Genomic DNA, 19408 nt, shown 5'->3' on the forward strand with positions numbered 1-19408 from the left:
TTCGCTCATCAGAAGTACCCTTCCCGCTTACGGTCTTCCATTGCCGCAACCGAAGTCCGGTCGTCGGCGCGGGTCTCACCCCGCTCGGATACGGTGGCCGCCGAGATCTCGGCGATCACCCGGTCGATGGTGGTGGCCTGCGACCGGACCGCGCCGGTGATGGTCAGGTCACCGACGGTGCGGTAGCGCACCCACTCCACCGCCGAGGACTCCCCGTCACCAGGTGTGGCGTATTCCGAGACGGCAAGCAGGATGCCGTCGCGCTCGAACACCTCGCGTTCGTGGGCGAAGTAGATCGACGGCAGCTCAAGGTTTTCCAGCTCGATATAGCGCCAGATGTCGATCTCGGTCCAGTTCGACAGTGGGAACACCCGCACCTGCTCGCCCTTGCGGATGCGCCCGTTGTACAGCGACCACGGCTCGGGCCGTTGCGCTCGCGGATCCCACTGCCCGAACTCGTCGCGGAAGCTCAGGATGCGTTCCTTGGCGCGGGCCCGCTCCTCGTCGCGGCGTGCGCCACCGAACGCGGCATCGAATCCGCCGGCTTCCAGGGCATCGAGCAGCGTGCGGGTCTGCTGCCGGTTGCGCGAGGCGCCGGGCCCCGGATCGGCGACGCGGCCGCTGTCTATGGTCTCCTGCACCGACGCCACGATCAGCTTGTGCCCGGCTCCGGTCGTGCGCCGGTCACGGAACTCGATGACCTCCTCGAAGTTGTGTCCGGTGTCCACATGCAGCACCGGGAAAGGCAAGGGCAGCGGACGGAAAGCCTTCTCCGCCAATCGCAAGAGCACGATCGAGTCCTTGCCCGCGGAGAACAGCAGCACCGGGCGCTGCAACTCGGCGGCGACCTCGCGGATGATGTGCACGGCCTCGGCCTCCAACAACCGCAGCTCGTCGACGCGCTCGATGGCGCCCTCGGCAGAAGTCATGTCGGCAACCCTTCCCGGTGTGCGTCGGCGCGATATCGGTCCACCCACTCATCCGATCGTTGGTCGGCCTGACGTTCCAGCACCGGCTCGGGGGCCAGTCGCGGATCGAGTCCCAGCCGTTGCAGGACATCGCCGACGACGGTGGTGAGATTGCGCCAGAGGTAGGGGTAGGACACGTCGAGGGGTTCGATGCCCTCCTCGGCGAACCAGTTTCGCCACCCCTCCTCCTGCGCGCGCAGCATGGTGATCACATGCGCGATGGCCCCGGCGTGATACTCGGCGCGGGCGTCGCGTACCGGATCGGGGCGTCCGCGCCAGACCCGGGTCTGCACCGCCCGCCAGAACGAAACCGCCTGGGACACCACATCCGGGCGGTAGACGTGCACCAGGACCGGATCACTGCCGACCACATCGCGGATGGCCGACAGCAGGCCGGTACCGGATCGATCGGGCAGTCCGGCCGCGCGGTCGAGCAGCAACGGCGTCTGATTCCACATCAGCTTGCCACCCCAGATCCCGTTCGGTGTCCGGCCGACGGTCTGGATGTAGTCACGCCAGATCGCCGGCGGCGCAAGGTCGGGCTTGCCTTCGTCGAGGGGATCGAGCAGGCGCAGGATCGACTCGTCCTCGACCCCGGCGAACCACTGCCGCGGCTGCGGTGATTGGCTGGTGGTCGGCAGATATTGGAAGAACTCCTGCGGTTCACCGGCGACGCCCGTCGCGCGCAGCGATTCGACGAGCAGAGTGCTTCCGCTGCGCTGCGACGCGAGGACGAGATACGCCTTCGAGTGGGCCATGGGCGAGACTCTAATGGCAATTGTTGCGCCTCGTAGACCGGGTATTCAGGTCACCGCGAGTTTAACTATTGCGTCGATTTGGAGGTGTCTTCGATACCTCGTTCGGTCGCTTTTGCCGACCGGCTCAATGCCGGCCATTCCAGAATGGTCTTGTAGGTCTGGGTGTAGCGCTCCGAGATCCGCGTGCCGGCGAACTCGGACGGGATGACGTCGTTGGTCTGCTCTCGCCAATCGTTGAGCAACAGCGCCATATCCCGAGCCACGGACTCCATTTCCGCTGAAAGAGGGCCATCGAAGAGGTTGTGTGATTCGCCGGGGTCAACCCGCAGGTCGTACAGCTCCCGCGCCGGCCGGGGGCCGCGCACATGCGGTCCGACGGCGGCGCCGGGTGCGCTGTCGGCGATATCCCACGGCAGATCCAAAAGTGGTCGAGAGGCGTAATTCTCGATATAGGAGAATTCCTTGGTCCGAATTGCGCGGATCGGATCGAAAGAATCGTGATAAGTCTTTGTCGAATACACCTCATTGCGTGGTGATTCCGCGGTGCCGACGAATGCCTTGGCATGCGAGACGCCGTCCACCTCGGCAGGCACCTCGATGCCCAGCAGGTCCAGCAGGGTGGGCACCAGATCGACTCCGCTGAACAGTTCGTCGTACAGCTGGGCAGGCACCGTGGACCCGGTCGGTGGCCGCACGATCATCGCAATGCCGGTGCCTGCCTCGTACAGCGTCGACTTGGCGCGGGGGAGGGCCGGACCATGATCGGTCATGAAAACCACCCAGGTGTTGTGGTCAAGACCGGTGTCGGCCAACGTGTCCAACAGGTCGCCGACGGCGGCGTCGGCGACGGTGATGGACCCGTAGAAATCCGCGAGATCCTCGCGGACGGCCGGGGTGTCGGGCAGGTAGCCGGGCACGTCGACGTCCGCAGGGTCGGCCGGTGTGTAGCGGTCATGTGGGTAGGGCCGGTGCGTCTCGAAGAAGCCGGCGGTCAGCAGGAAGGGTTCGGCAGGCGGACGCCGCAGCCATCCGGTGGCCTGCTCGACGACGTATTCGCAGTAGGAATTGGAGACGTCGAACTCGTCGAAACCCAGCCGCGAGGGATACGACGTTTCGTGCTGCATACCGAACAATGCGGTGTGCCAACCGGACCGGGACAGGATGGCGGGCAGGGTTTGGACGCCGGCGCGGTACTCCCAGCCGTGGTGGGCCAGGCCGACCAGTCCGTTGGTCTGCGGATAGCGCCCGGTGAACAGGGATCCGCGCGACGGCGAGCACAGCGGCGCGGTGGCGTGTGCGCGGGTGAGCAGGATGGACTCGGCGGCGAGTCGGTCCATACGCGGGCTGTGCACATCGGGGTGGCCGTACACCCCGAGATAACGGCCCAGATCATGCCAGTGCACGATCAACACGTTCTCGCGTTGCGCCTCGGTCACGCGCTCCACCTCCCGTTCGTCCCTACGCAATATTCCACAGTGCCCGTCGAGTGTGCCGAGTGGTTTGCGTGCAGCCCGATCGCCGCACTGTCAGTGAGGGCTCGAATGTGCTAGGCGCGCCGCTATTTCCAGGCGAACACCGGTTGCTCGAGTTGGTCGACCGGATCGGCGCGGCCCTCCAGACCCAACCATCGCAATTGCAGCAGCACCGCGCCGGTCGGCGCGTGGATCAGGTCGTGGCCCAGCGGAATCTGCACCACCGGACGAGGACTCTCGGGAATGGCGATGAATCGCGGGGAATCGGGGCGTTGGAGTTGATGCAGGCCCACGCGGTAGACGGCGACCACCTCACCGGGGGAGGGGGCGAGATCCAGTCGACCGCCACCCCACAGCACCACCGGGGTGATCACGTATCCGGACCGGGTCGGGTAGTCGTCGAGCAGTCCGAGAACCGCATCGTTGCCGAGCTCGACACCGACTTCCTCGTGCAGTTCGCGCAGCGCCGCATCGATGACCGACTCGCCGGGATCGAGCCGACCGCCGGGCAATGCCCATTGCGCGGCATGCGAATTGAGTCGCGACGCCCGCCGGCACAGCAGGAATGATGCCCCGCCGGAAACGTCGATCATGCGGCCGTCCAGGCTGTCCGGCATCGGCCGGCCGGCGATCCAGTCCTCGACCGGTGCGGGGTCGACGCGGTCCTCGCCGACGCGTGAGTCGACCAGGGTCACGGCAACGGCGGCGTGCCGCTTGGTCGGGTCGGTGACGGTACGACGGGTGTGGGCTGCGAGGTTGGCGCGGATCCGGTCGCGCAGCGCGGTGTCGTAGGGGACGGTCATGTCGTGACCCTACGGGTGGTAGGGCACCCCGACGGCACGGAAGACGAATTCCGGCGGCACGTCGTAGGCCAGCGACCGGCGCGGCAGCCGCGCCAGCAGGTCCTCGGGCAGCGGTTCCTTGTAGTGCAGCGACAGTGTCCCCCAACAGCGCGGGTCGACCGCGGCGATGTCGACATCGAGCACCAGTCCGGCCACCGAGAGATCGGCGGTGACAGTGCCGGATTGCACGGCGTCCCAGCGCTGGTCGATGGTGCGGCCTGCCAGCTTCGGCATGGTGGACAGGGTGGCGAGCACCCGCTGTTCGGTGATCACCAGGGAACCGGTGAAGCTGGAGACGCTGCCTGCGGATCGTTTGCCGGGAACCTGGCCCGAGAACCGGCGGGTCACCGCTACGTACTCGGCGAGGTGGAGAATTCCTTCCGCCTCCACCTCGGCGCGCAGCTCACCGGGAAGTTTGCCGATCCTCAGCCACTTACGCAGAAGTACCGCCATGCAGCGAACCCTACGCCAACCGCCGAGATCGGGTCGTCGGTCACTTAGTCTCGATGAGGTGACCACTTCTCAGCACCGCATGGCGGCCACTTCTCGACACCGCATGGCGGCCATGGCCGCGGCGATCGTGTTCCTGGTGTCGCTCGGCGGTGTCCTGGGCCACTGGACCTGGATGACGGACGCGGACTGGACGGTGCTGGACCCGCTCTACCGGTATGGATCGGCTCATCCTGCGTGGGTGGACGGCTGGAATGTGCTCTGCAATGTGCTGCATCCGGCCGTGTTCCGAGTGCTCGCGCTGGTCTGGATCGGGTATGCGCTGCTGCGCGGCCAGTACCACGTCGCCCTCTTCCTCACCCTCACCGTCGAGGCATCCGCTCTGCTGGTACTGGTCCTGAAGTTGGTGATCGACAGGCCGCGCCCCGACACCGCGCTCGTCGCCGAGATGTCCTCGTCGTTCCCGTCCGGGCACGCACTGGGTGTCGCTGCCGCGGTGACCGCGCTGCTCATGGCCGGCTGGCATCAGCTGCGGCGTTGGCGCACAACGGTTGTGGTGATCGGTGTGTTGAGCGTGGTCGCAGTCGGTGTCGGCCGGGTGGTGCTCAACGTGCACCACCCCTCCGATGTGTTGGCGGGCTGGGCGTTGGGATACCTGTGGGCGTTGGCGTGGCTGCCGCTGCTCAGACGTTCCGAGGTAGCGGACGAAACACTGGCAGCGAGCGATAGCGATTCTTGAAGGTCGCCTCCTGGCAGACGATCTCGACCTCGCCGTCGTGGGCGATCCGGGTGGGCCCGTCGACTGCGGTGAAGCTGAACTCGGGCACGCGCAGTTCATGATAGAGCGGGCTGTGCACCAGGCGGCCGGTCGCCAGCGCGGCGAGGATGCGCGGGGTGGCGAATCTGGGACCGGTCTCCAGGATGCGGACATCGATCAGTCCGTCGTCCATCCGGACCCGCCGCGAGGGGGCGAAGCCGGAGGGGGAGTACAGCGAATTGCCAAGGAAGAACAATGATGTCTGCACGGTCTTGTCGTCGTAGCGGATGCGCACGCTGGCATCACTGCGCAGGGTGCGGAACAGGGCGTACACGCCGGCCACGGGCTTACCGACCCGCTTCTCCAGTTTTTCGCGGATTCGGACGAATTTCGGGTAGGCGCCGATGCTGGCGGTGTTGACGACCGTGTCGGTGTCGTTGAAGGCGATGGTGTCGACGTAGGCGGCCGACCCGGTGCGCAGCGCCTCGACGGTGGCGGCGACGGTATCGCACCCGATGTCCTTGGCGAAGTGGTTGAACGTGCCGCCCGGGAAGACCGCCAGTGGCACCCCGGCCTGCAGTGCGATCCCGGCCGCGCAGGACACCGTGCCGTCACCGCCACCGACGGCGAGGACCTCTGCCCGATCAGCGGCTTCGCGCAGCTTCTCGGCGATATCCTCGTCGTCGCCCACCTCGACGATCTCGGCCTTGGGCAGCGACCGTCGGACCTCCTCGAGAATGCGCGCTCCGGTGCCGCTTCCCGAGTTCGGGTTCACGACAAGGATGACGCCCTCACCGTCGGGCCGGGCCTCGGTCTGGTAGCGGCGGGGATGCCCCGCGGTGATCGGCGGTTCGACGATCGTCGGCACGACGGCCGCACCGGCCAGCGCCACGGCGGTGCCGATACCGAAACCGGCAAGGACGTCACCGGGGTAATGCGCACCGGTGGCGACCCGGGACAGTCCGACCAGGCCGGCCAGCACGCCCAGGCCGACACCGAGTGACCGGTTCTCCAGTCCGACCCCGACGGCGAACGCCGCCGCGCTGGCGGAATGCCCGGAGGGCAACGAGTTGGAGGTCGGCATCCGGCGCGAGCGGCGGAGCAGCGGCACCATCGAGTGGTCGGGCCTGGGCCGTTTCCAGATGCGTTTGGCGCCCTGATTGGTGAGCAGACTGGTGACCGCGAGCGTCAACACCCCCCGCGCGGCGCCGCGACGCATCGACGGTGATCCCGTCGCCGTCAGCGCTGCGGCGATGGCGAACCAGAGCTTGGAGTGATCGGCCGCCGAGGTCAGCCGCGGCATGACCTTGTCCAGGAAGGGACTGTCGGACTCGGCGACGGCGTCGAAGATGCGGCGGTCGAGCGTTCCGAGTCCCATGGCCTTCAACCTATCCAACCGGATCGTGTCTGAAACTTGACTTGACCCGCCTGCGTGAGGCGCCGACGATTGACCGATGCGCCGACTGCTCGCCATGGCGTGTGCGCTCTGGCTGGCGTGCGCCGTCGCACCCGTAGCTCGTGCCGCCGAGACGCCCTGGTTCGTTGACTCGGTCGGCTCGGCCACCCAGGTGATTTCTGTGGTGGGGGTGGGTCCCACCACCGCCAAGATGGATGTCTGGGAGCGGACCGCGGCGGGCTGGGAACCGATCGGCGTCGGCATCCCCGCCGATATCGGGTCGGCCGGCATGGCCGAGGACATCAGCGAGGGCTCGATGAAGACGCCGATGGGCATCTTCTCGCTCGACTTCACCTTCGGTACCGAGCCCAACCCCGGCGGTGGGCTGCCGCATGTGCAGGTCGGCCCCGATCACTGGTGGGATGGCGATGAAGAGAGCCCCACCTACAACACCATGCAGGTGTGCAAGCGCGACGAATGCCCGTTCGGTATCGAGGGCACCGCTACCGAGAATCTGCAGATACCTCAGTACGCCCATGCCGTGGTGATGGGCGTCAACAAGGCCAGAGTGCCCGGCGCGGGCAGCGCCTTCTTCCTGCACACCACCGGGGGAGGGCCGACCGCGGGCTGCATCGCCATCGACGACGACATGATGGTGAAGATCATGCGCTGGCTGCGGCCCGGTGCGCTGATCGCCGTGTCTAAGTAGCCAGTGCCGGACCGGGTTTCAGGTGGAAGCCCAGGTTCTCGGTGGACATCGTCGCCTCATAGGTACGGTCGTAGCCGGTGGCGCAGATCTTCCAGCCGTTGGCGGTGCGGCGGTAGCGGTCACGGTAGAACGCGGCACCGATCAACATGAAGCCGAAGTCCGCCGCGATCACTCGATCCTGCAGGTACCACCGGCCGGTCGCCTCGTCGGGCCCGTCCAGGGCGATCTCCGGGTGGTCGACGCGGTGCTCAGTGATGATCGCCGGGCCCAGCGAGGTGCGCATGTACTCGACCAGGGTGTCGCGGTCGGTGAAGCGCAGTGTGCCGGTGCCGTCGGGATTCGAACCGTAGTCGCCGTCGATGTCCTCCGTCAGCGTCGCCGCGAAATCGTCCCAGTGCTTGGTATCCAGGGCGCGCAGGTAGCGGTACTTGACCTGCTTGATGTCGTGCATGTCGCGTGCGATGTCTGCCATGCCCGACATCACAGCACAGCCTCCGGCCGGTGTCTGGGAGTCCGGCCAGACCGGCGGTGTCCGGCCTGCCACCGACAGGGCCGCCGGTTAGGGTGGGCCCAATGAGCGACCCGTTGGGGTTGTCGATCGGCACGACCAATCTGGTTGCTGCCCGGGTCGGCGACCAACCAGTGACACGGCGCGCGGTGCTGACCCTTCCCACCGACGGCGCGCCGGAGATCGGCGTGCCGTCCGGGCGTCCCGGCCAGGTGCTCTCCGGTTTCGTTGAACGGGTGGGTGATCCGGTGCCACTGGTGGCTGCCGACGGATCGTCCTACCTCGCCGACGATCTCCTGGTGGAGGCCCTGGAAGCGCTGATCGGGCCGACCGGGTCCGGGCAGACGGTGATTGCGGTACCCGCGCACTGGACTCCGGCCACCATGCGGGTCCTGCGTGCGGCACTGCGCGCCAATCCGGTGCTCTCCCCTGGGGGAGCGCCGCCGCGGCTGGTATCCGATGCCGTCACCTCGTTGACCGCACTGAACGCCAACCCGGGTCTGAACGCACGCGGGGCGGTCGTCCTGATCGACCTCGGCGGTGGTGGCACCAGCATCACGCTGGCCGACGCCGACGCCGGATTCGAGCCGATCGATGAAACGGTGCGGGTGGCCGACTTCTCCGGTGACCTGATCGACCAGGCGTTGTTGGGCCGTGTGCTCACCGACGTCAACGACGCGGACCCGGCCGCGACGGCCGCGGTTGGGCAGCTCGGGGTGCTGCGTGAGCAGTGCAGGCAGGCCAAGGAACGGTTGTCGGGGGCGACCGCCACCGAGGTGCCCGTGGACCTTCCTGGTGTCCGCTCGGTGGTGCGGGTGACCAGGGCCGAATTGGAGTCGCTACTGGTCGCGCCCTTCGACCTGGTGCTTTCCGAACTGGACAACCTGTTGCAGCGCAACAGAATCGGGTGGTCGGATATCTCGGTGATCGCCACCGTCGGCGGCGGGGCGAGCATTCCGTTGGTCACCCAGAAACTGTCCGAACACACCAGGACACCGGTGGTCAACACGCCGCAACCCGCCCTCGATGCTGCACTCGGGGCGGTGCTGCGGGCTGCCTACGGCACCGATACCGGCGCGCAGACCGGGATGGCTCCGGCGGTGGGGGCCGATGCGCCGACCAGTCTGGCGCCGGCCTCGGCGATCACCCATGACCCGTCCGGATCGTCGACATTCCGGGCGCTGGCCTGGTCCGAGGACGGCGATGCCGGTAACGAACCGGTGCCCTACACCGGCCCCGAGGACTATCCGAGCGTCAATCCCTACCTCGCCGACGAGGCCACCCACGTGGTGTCGCAGCAGGATCCGTATGTGTACGCCGACGAGCCGCGGGGCCTGCCGCGAGTGCCCATGGCCGTGTTCGCCGCGGTGGGTCTCATTTCCCTGGTCGCGCTCGGTGGGGTGGCGATCGCCTTGACCGGAACATCCGAGAGCCCGGCGCCCACCCCGTCCACGGCTCCGGTGACCGGAGTGTTGACGCCGCCGCCGGCCGAACCCGCCGCGCCGGCCGAGCCGCCGCCCGTCACCATCACCCAGGCGCCCGCGCCGCCACCGGAGTCGGTGGCGCCGCGTCCCGAACCGGTCGCGCCGGTGGTCCCCACGACGACCGTCACCACGACGCCGCCGACCACGACGACGACCACTCCGACGACCACGACAACAACGACAACCACGACGACCACGACGACCACGACGACGACAACCACGACGCCGTCGACCACCACCACGACGGTGACCACGACGACTGCTCCGGTGACGACGACGACTGTTCCGCCGGTCACCACGACGCCTGCGGTGACGACCACTCAACCGGCGATGACCACCACATATCTTGAGATTCCTTTGCTGCCGCCGATACCGATCCAGGTGCCCAATCAGGGGGTTCCGGCCGGGCCGTAGCAGCCCAGGTGCGCTCTCACCTGCGCCAATAGTTTTCGCGAAGAGTTGAGCCGCCGCGACACGCCGGGTTATAGTCCCGGAGTCAAAGTCACGAATATGTAACGGGAAGCAAACGCCAAGGTCTCGGTGGTTGCTGAATCAGTTCGTTAGGTGCGGTGTATGGCGCGATATGGAACGGCGAACGGCCGCTATCGGTCGTCGGCTGCCCTTGCCGCGATCTTGGCGCCGGCCGCCATCCTGTTCTCGGTCGGCTCCGAGGTGCCCCCACAGGCGCATCAGGAGCCCGCGACGATCGCCGGTCCCGCCGCCGCGCCCGTCGTGCCCGGTGTGGAGATCGTCGCCGCACCCGCCGACTTCGCCTGGAATTCGTCCCCGGTCTCCGCCGCGGCCCCCGCGCCGCCGACCGCCCAGCTGGTGGCCGCGTCGCGCTGGCGTCCCGACAATCGCCCGTTGCTGCTGCCTCCCGGGGTGGCCCCTGAACACGGACTGCAGGTCAAGACCATCCTGACGGCACGTGCCATCAGCGTTGTCTTCCCTGAGATCCGCAGCATCGGCGGCGTCCGCCCCGACGCACTGCGCTGGCACCCGAACGGTTTGGCCCTGGATGTGATGATCCCGAATCCAGGCAGCGCGGAGGGGATCGCACTCGGCAATCAGATCGTGGCCTACGTGATGAAGAACGCCGCGCGCTTCGGCATGCAGGACGCCATCTGGCGCGGCACCTACTACACCCCGACCGGGCCGTCCGGGTCGGGCGGTTACGGCCATTACGACCACGTGCACGTCACCACGACCGGCGGCGGTTACCCGACCGGCGACGAGGTCTACTACCGCTAGTCCGATCCGCGGGCGGTCAGTTGGCAGGCGGGTAGGGCAGATTGCTGCTGGTCTGCGGATCCACCTGGACCGGTCGCCCCACATAGGGAAATGCCCGCTGCGGGCACGCCGCCCGGTCACAGATCCGGCAGCCGGCGCCGATCGGCACCGTGGCCTCGGCGTCGGCGAGATCGATACCCACCGAATAGACCAGCTTGTCGGCGTGGGCCAGATCGCATCCCAACCCGATCGCGAAACTCTTCGGGGTTCCCAGATACCGACTGGGTGGGGACACCGATGTCTTCGCCAGCCAGAAGTAGCTGCGGCCGTCGGGCATCTGCGCCACCTGGGTGAGGAACTCCCCGGGCCTGGAGAAGGCATGGTGAACCACCCACAGTGGGCAGTTGCCGCCGACCCGGGAGAAGTGGAACGCGGTGGCGGACTGACGTTTGGAGATGTTGCCCGCACTATCGGTGCGGACGAAGATGAACGGGACGCCACGGGCGTCGGGACGCTGCAGAGTCGACAACCGGTGGCAGATGGTCTCGAAACCGACGTCGAAATTGCGTGCGAGCTGGTCGATGTCATAGCGCAACGACTCGGCAGCGGACAAGAAGATCCGGTAGGGCAGCAGCAGGGCGCCTGCGAAATAGTTCGCCAACCCGATGCGCGCGACATCGCGCGCCTCGGTGCTGAGCCGGTCATCGGTGGCCACGATCGACGAGATCAGATCCGAGTGCAGTAGCAGCGCCAGCTGGGTGGCCAACTGGAAGGCGCGCTGTCCGGGGAGCAGCCAACGTGCCAGTAGAAGTGTCCGGGTGTCCGGCTCGTAGCGTCGTTTGACGTTGGCACCGAGGCGATCTCCGTTGTCGACGACGACCGAGATGGCGAACTCGTCGGACAACAGTTCGGCCAGTTGACCATCCAAGCCGCCGATGCGCAGACCGTGCCGGGTGAACAGTTCCTCGGCCGCACGGTCCAGCGCGTCGACGTAATTGCGTCGGTCGTAGAAGAAGTCGCGGACCTCCTCGAAAGGCATCGGCTGCTGGTTGCCCGTCACGGCGTCGAGATTGGCTCGGCCGTGCACCGATTCCAGTTCGGCGGTGGCATCGTGCAGTCGCCGGTGCAGGTTGACCACGGTCTGCCCGACCTCGGGCATGCGTGCGACCAACTCCTCGATCTGTGCCGTCGTCGAGGGCCCATCGGCCAGGATTTCACGAAGGTCGGACACCAGCCGCGCATCGGAGTCGGGTGCGAAGTAATGCGTCGGGAGATCGAAGCGATCGGTGAGCGCGAGCAATACGGGGACGGTGATGGGGCGCTGGTCGTTCTCCAGCTGATTCACATAACTCGTCGACAACCCCAGGGCGCGCGCCAGCGCGACCTGAGTCAGGCCCTTCTCGTCCCTGAGCCGCCGTAGCCGGGCTCCCGCGAATGTCTTCGCCACCGGGGCAAACCCTAGCGCACCTGTCTTACACAACATTCGCAAAGTGGGCGGACAGAGGACACAAAATTACGCATTTACAGGTACTTTCGCACGTTCGCAGCGTCTGCGTAGCGTGCGGATCATGCAGAACCATGAGGTACGTACCCGTCGCAGCGCCGAAGACTTTCCCCGCACCGAGCACCTCGCTTGGAAGATCGCCGAGGTCGCCGCCGACCCGGTGGAGATCGATCCGGCCACCGAGGAGATGGTGATCAACCGCATCATCGACAACGCGTCGGTGTCCGCGGCCTCGGTGATCCGCCGGCCCGTCACCGTCGCCCGCGCCCAGGCGCTGGCTCATCCGACCCGTCAGGGCGCTGCCGTCTTCGGTGTCGAAGGCACCTACTCGGCGGAATGGGCCGCCTACGCCAACGGTGTGGCCGTCCGTGAACTCGACTTCCACGACACCTTCCTGGCCGCCGAGTACTCCCACCCCGGTGACAACATCCCGGCGCTGGTGGCTGTCGGGCAACAGCTGGGCATCCGCGGTTCCGATCTGATCCGTGGCCTGGCCACCGCCTACGAGGTTCAGGTGGACCTGGTGAAGGGCATCTGCCTACACGAGAACAAGATCGACCACGTCGCCCACCTCGGGCCGTCCGCTGCCGCCGGCCTGGGCACCATGTTGCGGCTGGACACTGAGACCATCTACAACGCCATCGGCCAGGCCCTGCACCTGACCACCGCCACCCGGCAGTCCCGCAAGGGCCTCATCTCCAGCTGGAAGGCGTACGCCCCGGCCTGGGCCGGCAAGGTCGCCATCGAGGCCGTGGACCGCGCGATGCGCGGCGAGGGATCCCCAGCCCCCATCTGGGAGGGTGAGGATGGAGTCATCGCTTGGATGCTGGGCGGTCCGGAGCGCACCTACACCGTGCCGCTGCCGGAGCCGGGTGAGCCCAAGCGCGCGATCCTGGACACCTACACCAAGGAACATTCGGCCGAGTACCAAAGCCAGGCGCCCATCGACCTGGCCCGCCGGATGCGTGAGCGCATCGGTGACCTGGAGCAGATCGCCTCGATCGTGCTGCACACCAGCAACCACACCCACGTGGTGATCGGCACCGGATCGAACGACCCACAGAAGTTCGACCCGGGCGCCTCGCGCGAGACCCTGGACCACTCGGTGATGTACATCTTCGCCGTCGCGCTGCAGGACGGCACCTGGCATCACGAGCATTCCTACGCCCCGGAGCGCGCGCACCGCCCCGACACCATCGAGCTGTGGAGCAAGATCTCGACCGTCGAGGACCCGGAATGGACGCGTCGTTACCACAGCACCGACCCGGCCGAAAAGGCGTTCGGCGCCAGGGCTGTCATCACCCTCAAGAGCGGCGAGACCATCGTCGACGAGCTCGCCGTCGCCGATGCGCACCCGCTGGGCGCCCGGCCCTTCGCTCGCGAGCAGTACGTGCACAAGTTCGGTGTGCTGGCCGAGGGCGTGGTGGAAGCCGAAGAGCAGCAACGCTTCCTGAACGTCGCCGATGCTGTCGCGAGCATCAAGCCCGGCGGCCTGGGCGCGCTCAACATCAAGGTCGACCCGCGGGTCATCGAGAAGGCGCCGACGATTCCGTCTGGAATTTTCGGATGAGCGGCCTGTTAGGCGCGACGGTTTCCGCCGTGGAGAAGCGCGCCAGGTTCCGGACCGCGCTGAATTCGGGTCGACTGCAACGCTATCCTGGCGCCTTCTCACCGCTGGTGGCCAAGCTGGTCGCCGAGATCGGCTTCGACGGGGTGTATGTCTCCGGTGCAGTGCTGTCGGCGGACCTGGGCCTGCCCGATATCGGGCTCACCACCCTGACCGAGGTGACCGGTCGCGGCGCCCAGATCGCGGCGGCGACGGATCTGCCGACGCTGATCGACGCCGACACCGGTTTCGGCGAGCCGATGAGCGCGGCGCGCACGGTCACCCTGATGGAGGACGCCGGCCTGGCCGGTCTGCACCTCGAGGATCAAGTGAATCCGAAACGCTGCGGTCATCTGGACGGCAAGGCCGTCGTGGAAACCTCGGAGATGGTGAAACGCCTGCGTGCCGCGGTGGCGGCGCGACGTGACCCGAACTTCATCATCTGTGCCCGCACCGACGCCGCGGGCATCGAGGGGATCGGGGCGGCCATCGACCGGGCCAAGGCCTACGCCGACGCCGGAGCCGACCTCATCTTCACCGAGGCCCTGTACACCCCAGCTGATTTCGAGCACTTCCGCGACGCGGTCGACACTCCGCTGCTGGCCAACATGACCGAGTTCGGCAAATCCGAGCTGCTGACCGCCAGTCAGCTGTCGGACATCGGCTACAACGTTGTCATCTACCCGGTCACCACGCTGCGGCTGGCCATGCACGCGGTCGAGCTCGGCCTACGTGAGATCGCCTCGGCAGGAACACAATCCGGTCTGCTGGACCAGATGCAACACCGCAGCCGGCTCTATGAGCTGCTGCGCTACGCCCAGTACAACGAATTCGACTCCGATATCTACAATTTCGCACTGCAGGGGGTGGCACCATGAGCGCTGTTGGAAACAGCCCGCGCATCTACAAGGGTCTGGCCGGCGTCGTCGTCGACACGACCGCGGTCTCGAAGGTGGTCCCCGAGACCAACTCATTGACCTACCGAGGTTACGCGGTGCAGGATCTGGCCACCAAGTGCTCCTTCGAGGAAGTCGCCTACCTGTTGTGGCACGGCGAGCTGCCGAACGACCAGGAGCTGGCGCTGTTCACGCAGCGTGAGCGGGCCGCCCGCCGGATGGATCGGGGCATGCAGTCACTGCTGTCCAAGCTGCCCGACACCTGCCATCCGATGGATGTGGTGCGCACCCTGATCAGCTACATGGGCGCGCAGGACGCGCAAGAGGACGACAGCAGCCCGAAGTCGAACTACGAGAAGTCACTTCGGATGCTCGCCGTGCTGCCGACGATCGTCGCCGCCGATATGCGCCGGCGCCGCGGTCTCGATCCGATCGCGCCGCACAGCCATATGAGCTACTCGCAGAACTTCCTGCACATGTGCTTCGGCGACGTGCCGGAGAAGGCCATCGTCGACGCGTTCGAGGCGTCGATGGTGCTCTACGCCGAACACAGCTTCAATGCCTCCACCTTCGCCGCTCGGGTCGTCACCTCGACCCAGTCCGATATCTACAGCGCCGTCACCGCCGGAATCGGCGCGCTCAAGGGCCCGTTGCATGGCGGAGCCAACGAGGCCGTCATGCACGACATGCTGGAGATCGGTAGCGCCGACAAGGCATCGGCGTGGTTGCACGACAAGCTGTCCCGCAAGGACAAGGTGATGGGTTTCGGGCACCGTGTCTACAAGAACGGTGACTCCCGCGTGCCGACCATGAAGGAAGCCCTGATCCGCGTCGCCGAGGTCCGCGACGGCAAGAAGTGGTTGGACATCTACAAAGCCCTGGAGACCGATATGGCGGCGACCACGGGTATCAAACCGAACCTGGACTTCCCGACGGGACCGGCCTATTACCTGATGGGCTTCGACATCGAATGCTTCACGCCGATCTTCGTGATGAGCCGGATCGCCGGCTGGGCCGCCCACATCATGGAACAGACCGCTTCCAACGCGTTGATCCGCCCGCTCAGTGAGTATGTGGGCCCGGCTCAGCGACCGCTCGAACGGTGATCTCCAAGGTACTGGTCGCCAACCGCGGTGAGATCGCGATCCGCGCCTTCCGCGCGGCGTTCGAACTCGGCGCGACGACGGTCGCGGTGTACCCGTTCGAGGATCGCAACTCGTTGCACCGGTTGAAGGCCGACGAGTCGTATCAGATCGGTGATGAGGGACATCCGGTCCGGGCGTATCTGTCGGTGGACGAGGTCATCCGGGTGGCCAAGCATGCCGGCGCGGATGCGGTGTATCCCGGCTATGGATTCATGTCGGAGAACCCGGAGTTGGCGCGGGCGTGCGTGGAGGCGGGGATCACCTTCGTGGGTCCCTCGGCCGAGGTGCTGGAGCTGACCGGCAACAAGGCGCGGGCGATCGCGGCGGCACGCGAGGCCGGACTTCCGGTGTTGGCGTCCTCGGAGCCCTCGGATTCGGTCGAGGACCTGCTGGCCGCGGCGGAGTCGATGGAGTTCCCGCTGTTCGTCAAGGCGGTCTCCGGTGGTGGCGGTCGCGGGATGCGCCGGGTCGCCGAGGCGTCGGCGCTGCGTGAGGCGGTCGAGGCGGCCTCCCGGGAGGCGGAGTCGGCGTTCGGGGACGGCCGGGTGTATTTGGAACAGGCGGTGATCAACCCGCGTCACATCGAGGTCCAGATCCTGGCCGACGGTGCCGGCAATGTGATTCATCTGTTCGAGCGGGATTGCAGTTTGCAGCGTCGCCATCAGAAGGTCATCGAGTTGGCGCCGGCGCCGAATCTGGATCCGGCGGTGCGGGAGAAGATCTGCGCCGACGCGGTGGCCTTCGCCAAACACATCGGGTACAGCTGCGCCGGTACCGTGGAGTTCCTGCTCGATGAGCGCGGACGGCATGTGTTCATCGAGATGAACCCGCGGATCCAGGTGGAACACACGGTGACCGAGGAGATCACCGATGTCGACCTGGTGCAGAGCCAACTCCGGATCGCGGCCGGTGAGACGTTGGCCGACCTCGGGCTCTCGCAGGACAATCTGGTCATTCGGGGAGCGGCGATGCAGTGCCGCATCACCACCGAGGATCCGGCCAATGGCTTCCGGCCCGACACCGGGCGGATCACCGCCTACCGCTCTCCGGGGGGTGCGGGCATCCGCCTGGACGGTGGTACGCATACCGGTGCGGAGATCAGCGCGCATTTCGACTCGATGTTGGTGAAATTGACTTGTCGCGGCCGGGATTTCACGATGGCCGCTGCGCGTGCGCGTCGTGCGTTGGCGGAGTTCCGGATCCGTGGCGTGACGACCAACATCCCGTTCCTGCTCGCGGTGATCGATGATCCGGATTTCCGGGCGGGTCGGGTGACGACGTCGTTCATCGATGAGCGGCCGCAGTTGTTGACCTCGCACACTCCGGCCGACCGGGGGTACCAAGATCTTGAACTATCTGGCCGATGTCACGGTCAACAAGCCCAACGGGGTGCGCCCGTCGACGGTGTATGCCGCCGACAAGTTGCCCGAATGTGACCTGTCGGTGCCCCCGCCGGCGGGGTCCAAGCAGAAGTTGGTCGACCTGGGCCCGGAGGGTTTTGCGAAGTGGCTCAGGGAGTCTGCGGCGTTGGGGGTGACCGATACGACGTTCCGGGATGCGCATCAGTCGTTGTTGGCGACCCGGGTGCGCTCGAATGGGTTGTTGTTGGTGGCGCCGTATGTGGCGCGGTTGACTCCGCAGTTGTTGTCGGTGGAGTGTTGGGGTGGGGCGACTTATGATGTGGCGCTGCGCTTTTTGAAGGAAGATCCGTGGGAGCGGCTGGCGGCGTTGCGCGAGGCGATGCCCAATATCTGTTTGCAGATGCTGCTGCGTGGCCGTAACACGGTGGGCTACACCCCGTATCCGGAGCTGGTCACGAGTGCCTTTGTCGATGAGGCGACCGCCACGGGTGTCGATATTTTCCGGATTTTCGATGCGTTGAACAATGTGGACTCGATGCGGCCGGCCATCGATGCGGTGCGCGCCACCGGGACCGCGGTGGCCGAGGTCGCGATGTCCTATACCGGGGATCTGAGTGATCCGGCCGAGGATTTGTACACCCTGGATTACTATCTGCGCCTTGCCGAGCAGATCGTGGCGGCCGGTGCGCATGTGTTGGCGATCAAGGACATGGCCGGGTTGTTGCGTCCGCAGGCCGCCTCCTTGCTGGTGGGTGCGTTGGTGGAGCGGTTTGATCTGCCGGTGCATGTGCACACCCATGACACCCCGGGTGGGCAGTTGGCGACCTATTTGGCGGCGTGGACCGCCGGTGCCAGCGCAGTCGATGGGGCGTCGGCGCCGTTGGCGGGCACGACGAGTCAGCCGGCGCTCTCGGCGATCGTGGCCGCGACTGCGCACACCGATCGTGATACCGGTTTGGATCTCAAAGCGGTGTGTGATCTGGAGCCGTACTGGGAGGCGTTGCGCAAGGTGTATGCGCCCTTTGAAGGTGGTCTGCCGGCGCCGACGGGGCGGGTGTACACCCATGAGATCCCGGGTGGGCAGCTTTCCAATCTGCGCACCCAGGCCGTCGCGTTGGGGTTGGGGGATCGGTTCGAGGAGATCGAGAATGCCTATGCCGGGGCGGATCGGGTGTTGGGCCGGTTGGTGAAGGTGACCCCGTCGTCGAAGGTGGTCGGGGATCTGGCGTTGGCGTTGGTGGGTGCCGGTGCTGATGCCGATGAGTTCGCCGCCGACCCGGACCGCTACGACATTCCCGACAGTGTGATCGGCTTCCTGCGGGGTGAGTTGGGCGATCCGGCCGGTGGCTGGCCGGAACCGTTGCGCAGCAAGGCATTGCAGGGCCGCGCCGACGCCAAACCGGAAACCCCGCTCTCGAATGAGGAGGAGGCCTCGTTGGCCTCGCCTGGGCCGAAGCGCCAAGCCACCCTCAATCGGCTGTTGTTCCCCGGTCCGACGAAGGAATTCGAAACCCATCGGGACATCTACGGCGACACGTCACGCCTGAGCGCGAACCAGTTCTTCTACGGTTTGCGCCAGGGCGAGGAACACCGTGTCGAGCTTGAGCGGGGTGTCGAACTGCTGATCGGTCTGGAGGCGGTGTCCGAGGCCGACGAACGCGGCATGCGGACCGTGCTGTGCATCCTCAACGGGCAACTGCGCCCGGTGCTGGTCCGCGACCGCAACATCGCCAGCGATGTCGCCGCCGCGGAGAGGGCCGACAAGGCCAACCCCGACCACATCGCCGCCCCCTTCGCCGGCGCGGTGACCGTCGGGGTGGCAGTCGGCGACAAGGTCGAGGCCGGTCAGACCATCGCGACCATCGAGGCCATGAAGATGGAAGCGGCGATCACCACGCCCAAGGCCGGCACCGTGGCGCGCATCGCGGTCACCGGCACCGCCCAGGTCGAGGGCAGCGATCTGCTGGTCGTGATCTCCTGACCACCAGTGGGTACGCTTATCCCCGCGACTGGTCTGCTGTGGCGTAACACCACAGCATCGAGTTCCACATCCGATGTGGAACGAGAGGGAACCCGGTGGGAATCCGGGACTGTCCCGCAGCGGTATGCAGGAACGACCGCCGTCATCGGCACTGGTGCGTAGCACCGGGAAGCGACGGCCATTAGGTGCATCGATGTGATGCGTGCCTGCGAGTCCGAAGACCTGCCAGCCGTGCCGGGTGCGCCGCGCCCGGCGGAGCATCGCCTCGTGGAAAAGGCGGATGTCCGATGAGCGGTCAATGCCGCGCGCTGATCGACGTCCGCCGGTGATGAGCTACCCGT

General features: G+C 66.6%; 15 protein-coding genes, 1 pseudogene and 1 riboswitch. Of the genes and pseudogenes, 8 read left to right on the plus strand and 8 right to left on the minus strand.

Annotated features, from left to right (window positions below; genetic code table 11):
- Window positions 1–8: 8 nt before the first annotated feature.
- The 5 genes from cysD to PGN27_RS16530 form a co-directional block, all read right to left on the minus strand.
- Entirely contained in the window at window positions 9–929 is a 921-nt protein-coding gene (gene cysD, locus PGN27_RS16510; RefSeq protein WP_030137405.1) for a sulfate adenylyltransferase subunit CysD, read from the minus strand.
- Complete coding sequence (stf0, locus tag PGN27_RS16515) at window positions 926–1726, minus strand: trehalose 2-sulfotransferase (RefSeq protein WP_030137406.1); 801 nt, start codon at window positions 1724–1726, stop codon at window positions 926–928. Before stf0 ends, cysD begins: the two co-directional genes overlap by 4 nt.
- A 65-nt stretch (window positions 1727–1791) precedes the next feature.
- Window positions 1792–3162, minus strand: coding sequence for a sulfatase family protein (locus PGN27_RS16520; protein WP_335327088.1), 1371 nt, complete (start codon window positions 3160–3162; stop codon window positions 1792–1794).
- Between the two features lie 122 nt (window positions 3163–3284).
- The gene (locus tag PGN27_RS16525) at window positions 3285–4001 is read right to left on the minus strand and encodes an NUDIX hydrolase (protein WP_335327089.1); all 717 of its coding nucleotides are present in this window, start codon (window positions 3999–4001) and stop codon (window positions 3285–3287) included.
- A gap of 9 nt (window positions 4002–4010) precedes the next feature.
- Entirely contained in the window at window positions 4011–4493 is a 483-nt protein-coding gene (locus PGN27_RS16530) for a hypothetical protein (RefSeq protein ID WP_335327090.1), read from the minus strand.
- A gap of 58 nt (window positions 4494–4551) precedes the next feature.
- Between PGN27_RS16530 and PGN27_RS16535 the strand changes: the two genes are divergently transcribed.
- Window positions 4552–5229, plus strand: a complete 678-nt coding sequence (locus tag PGN27_RS16535; RefSeq protein WP_335327091.1) for a phosphatase PAP2 family protein — start codon at window positions 4552–4554, stop codon at window positions 5227–5229.
- On the opposite strand, the gene PGN27_RS16540 is transcribed toward PGN27_RS16535, so the two are convergent.
- The gene (locus tag PGN27_RS16540; protein WP_335327092.1) at window positions 5174–6625 is read right to left on the minus strand and encodes a bifunctional phosphatase PAP2/diacylglycerol kinase family protein; all 1452 of its coding nucleotides are present in this window, start codon (window positions 6623–6625) and stop codon (window positions 5174–5176) included. The genes PGN27_RS16535 and PGN27_RS16540 overlap by 56 nt on opposite strands.
- 76 nt (window positions 6626–6701) lie before the next feature.
- Between PGN27_RS16540 and PGN27_RS16545 the strand changes: the two genes are divergently transcribed.
- Window positions 6702–7352 carry a L,D-transpeptidase family protein gene (locus PGN27_RS16545; protein WP_335327093.1) on the plus strand — a complete coding sequence of 217 codons (651 nt, stop codon included), beginning with the start codon at window positions 6702–6704 and terminating at the stop codon, window positions 7350–7352.
- Here PGN27_RS16545 and PGN27_RS16550 read toward each other — a convergent pair.
- Window positions 7345–7833, minus strand: coding sequence for a nuclear transport factor 2 family protein (locus PGN27_RS16550; RefSeq protein ID WP_335327094.1), 489 nt, complete (start codon window positions 7831–7833; stop codon window positions 7345–7347). The genes PGN27_RS16545 and PGN27_RS16550 overlap by 8 nt on opposite strands.
- A 92-nt stretch (window positions 7834–7925) precedes the next feature.
- Here PGN27_RS16550 and PGN27_RS16555 point away from each other — a divergent pair, with 92 nt between their 5' ends.
- Both PGN27_RS16555 and PGN27_RS16560 read left to right on the plus strand, forming a co-directional pair.
- On the plus strand, window positions 7926–9758 hold the full coding sequence (locus tag PGN27_RS16555) for an Hsp70 family protein (RefSeq protein WP_335327095.1): 1833 nt from the start codon (window positions 7926–7928) through the stop codon (window positions 9756–9758).
- 159 nt (window positions 9759–9917) lie between these two features.
- Window positions 9918–10595 carry a VldE C-terminal domain-containing protein gene (locus tag PGN27_RS16560; RefSeq protein WP_335327096.1) on the plus strand — a complete coding sequence of 226 codons (678 nt, stop codon included), beginning with the start codon at window positions 9918–9920 and terminating at the stop codon, window positions 10593–10595.
- Window positions 10596–10611: 16 nt separating this feature from the next.
- Here PGN27_RS16560 and PGN27_RS16565 read toward each other — a convergent pair whose 3' ends face one another.
- Entirely contained in the window at window positions 10612–12057 is a 1446-nt protein-coding gene (locus PGN27_RS16565) for a short-chain fatty acyl-CoA regulator family protein (protein ID WP_418888607.1), read from the minus strand.
- Between the two features lie 85 nt (window positions 12058–12142).
- Here PGN27_RS16565 and prpD point away from each other — a divergent pair, with 85 nt between their 5' ends.
- The 4 genes and pseudogenes from prpD to PGN27_RS16585 all read left to right on the plus strand — a co-directional run bounded on the left by prpD (window position 12143) and on the right by PGN27_RS16585 (window position 19067).
- A complete protein-coding gene (prpD, locus tag PGN27_RS16570) occupies window positions 12143–13648 on the plus strand; it encodes a 2-methylcitrate dehydratase PrpD (RefSeq protein WP_335327098.1) in 1506 nt (501 codons plus the stop codon).
- Entirely contained in the window at window positions 13645–14562 is a 918-nt protein-coding gene (gene prpB / locus PGN27_RS16575; protein WP_335327099.1) for a methylisocitrate lyase, read from the plus strand. Before prpD ends, prpB begins: the two co-directional genes overlap by 4 nt.
- Window positions 14559–15686, plus strand: a complete 1128-nt coding sequence (locus tag PGN27_RS16580; protein WP_335327100.1) for a bifunctional 2-methylcitrate synthase/citrate synthase — start codon at window positions 14559–14561, stop codon at window positions 15684–15686. The genes prpB and PGN27_RS16580 overlap by 4 nt, the downstream gene beginning before the upstream one ends.
- Window positions 15683–19067 (plus strand): annotated as a pseudogene (locus PGN27_RS16585) (pyruvate carboxylase). Before PGN27_RS16580 ends, PGN27_RS16585 begins: the two are co-directional and overlap by 4 nt.
- A gap of 42 nt (window positions 19068–19109) precedes the next feature.
- Window positions 19110–19311, plus strand: a riboswitch (cobalamin riboswitch).
- Window positions 19312–19408 lie beyond the last annotated feature (97 nt).

It is taken from the genome of Mycolicibacterium neoaurum, assembly GCF_036946495.1.
Lineage (GTDB): Bacteria > Actinomycetota > Actinomycetes > Mycobacteriales > Mycobacteriaceae > Mycobacterium > Mycobacterium neoaurum_B.

Bases quoted from the DNA above. Each gene is read 5' to 3' on its own strand.
- cysD (WP_030137405.1), bottom strand. From the start codon at position 929: ATGACTTCTGCCGAGGGCGCCATCGAGCGCGTCGACGAGCTGCGGTTG.
- stf0 (WP_030137406.1), bottom strand. From the start codon at position 1,726: ATGGCCCACTCGAAGGCGTATCTCGTCCTCGCGTCGCAGCGCAGCGGA.
- PGN27_RS16525 (WP_335327089.1), bottom strand. From the start codon at position 4,001: ATGACCGTCCCCTACGACACCGCGCTGCGCGACCGGATCCGCGCCAAC.
- PGN27_RS16530 (WP_335327090.1), bottom strand. From the start codon at position 4,493: ATGGCGGTACTTCTGCGTAAGTGGCTGAGGATCGGCAAACTTCCCGGT.
- PGN27_RS16540 (WP_335327092.1), bottom strand. From the start codon at position 6,625: ATGGGACTCGGAACGCTCGACCGCCGCATCTTCGACGCCGTCGCCGAG.
- PGN27_RS16545 (WP_335327093.1), top strand. From the start codon at position 6,702: ATGCGCCGACTGCTCGCCATGGCGTGTGCGCTCTGGCTGGCGTGCGCC.
- PGN27_RS16550 (WP_335327094.1), bottom strand. From the start codon at position 7,833: ATGTCGGGCATGGCAGACATCGCACGCGACATGCACGACATCAAGCAG.
- PGN27_RS16555 (WP_335327095.1), top strand. From the start codon at position 7,926: ATGAGCGACCCGTTGGGGTTGTCGATCGGCACGACCAATCTGGTTGCT.
- PGN27_RS16560 (WP_335327096.1), top strand. From the start codon at position 9,918: ATGGCGCGATATGGAACGGCGAACGGCCGCTATCGGTCGTCGGCTGCC.
- PGN27_RS16565 (WP_418888607.1), bottom strand. From the start codon at position 12,057: ATGTTGTGTAAGACAGGTGCGCTAGGGTTTGCCCCGGTGGCGAAGACA.
- prpD (WP_335327098.1), top strand. From the start codon at position 12,143: ATGCAGAACCATGAGGTACGTACCCGTCGCAGCGCCGAAGACTTTCCC.
- prpB (WP_335327099.1), top strand. From the start codon at position 13,645: ATGAGCGGCCTGTTAGGCGCGACGGTTTCCGCCGTGGAGAAGCGCGCC.
- PGN27_RS16580 (WP_335327100.1), top strand. From the start codon at position 14,559: ATGAGCGCTGTTGGAAACAGCCCGCGCATCTACAAGGGTCTGGCCGGC.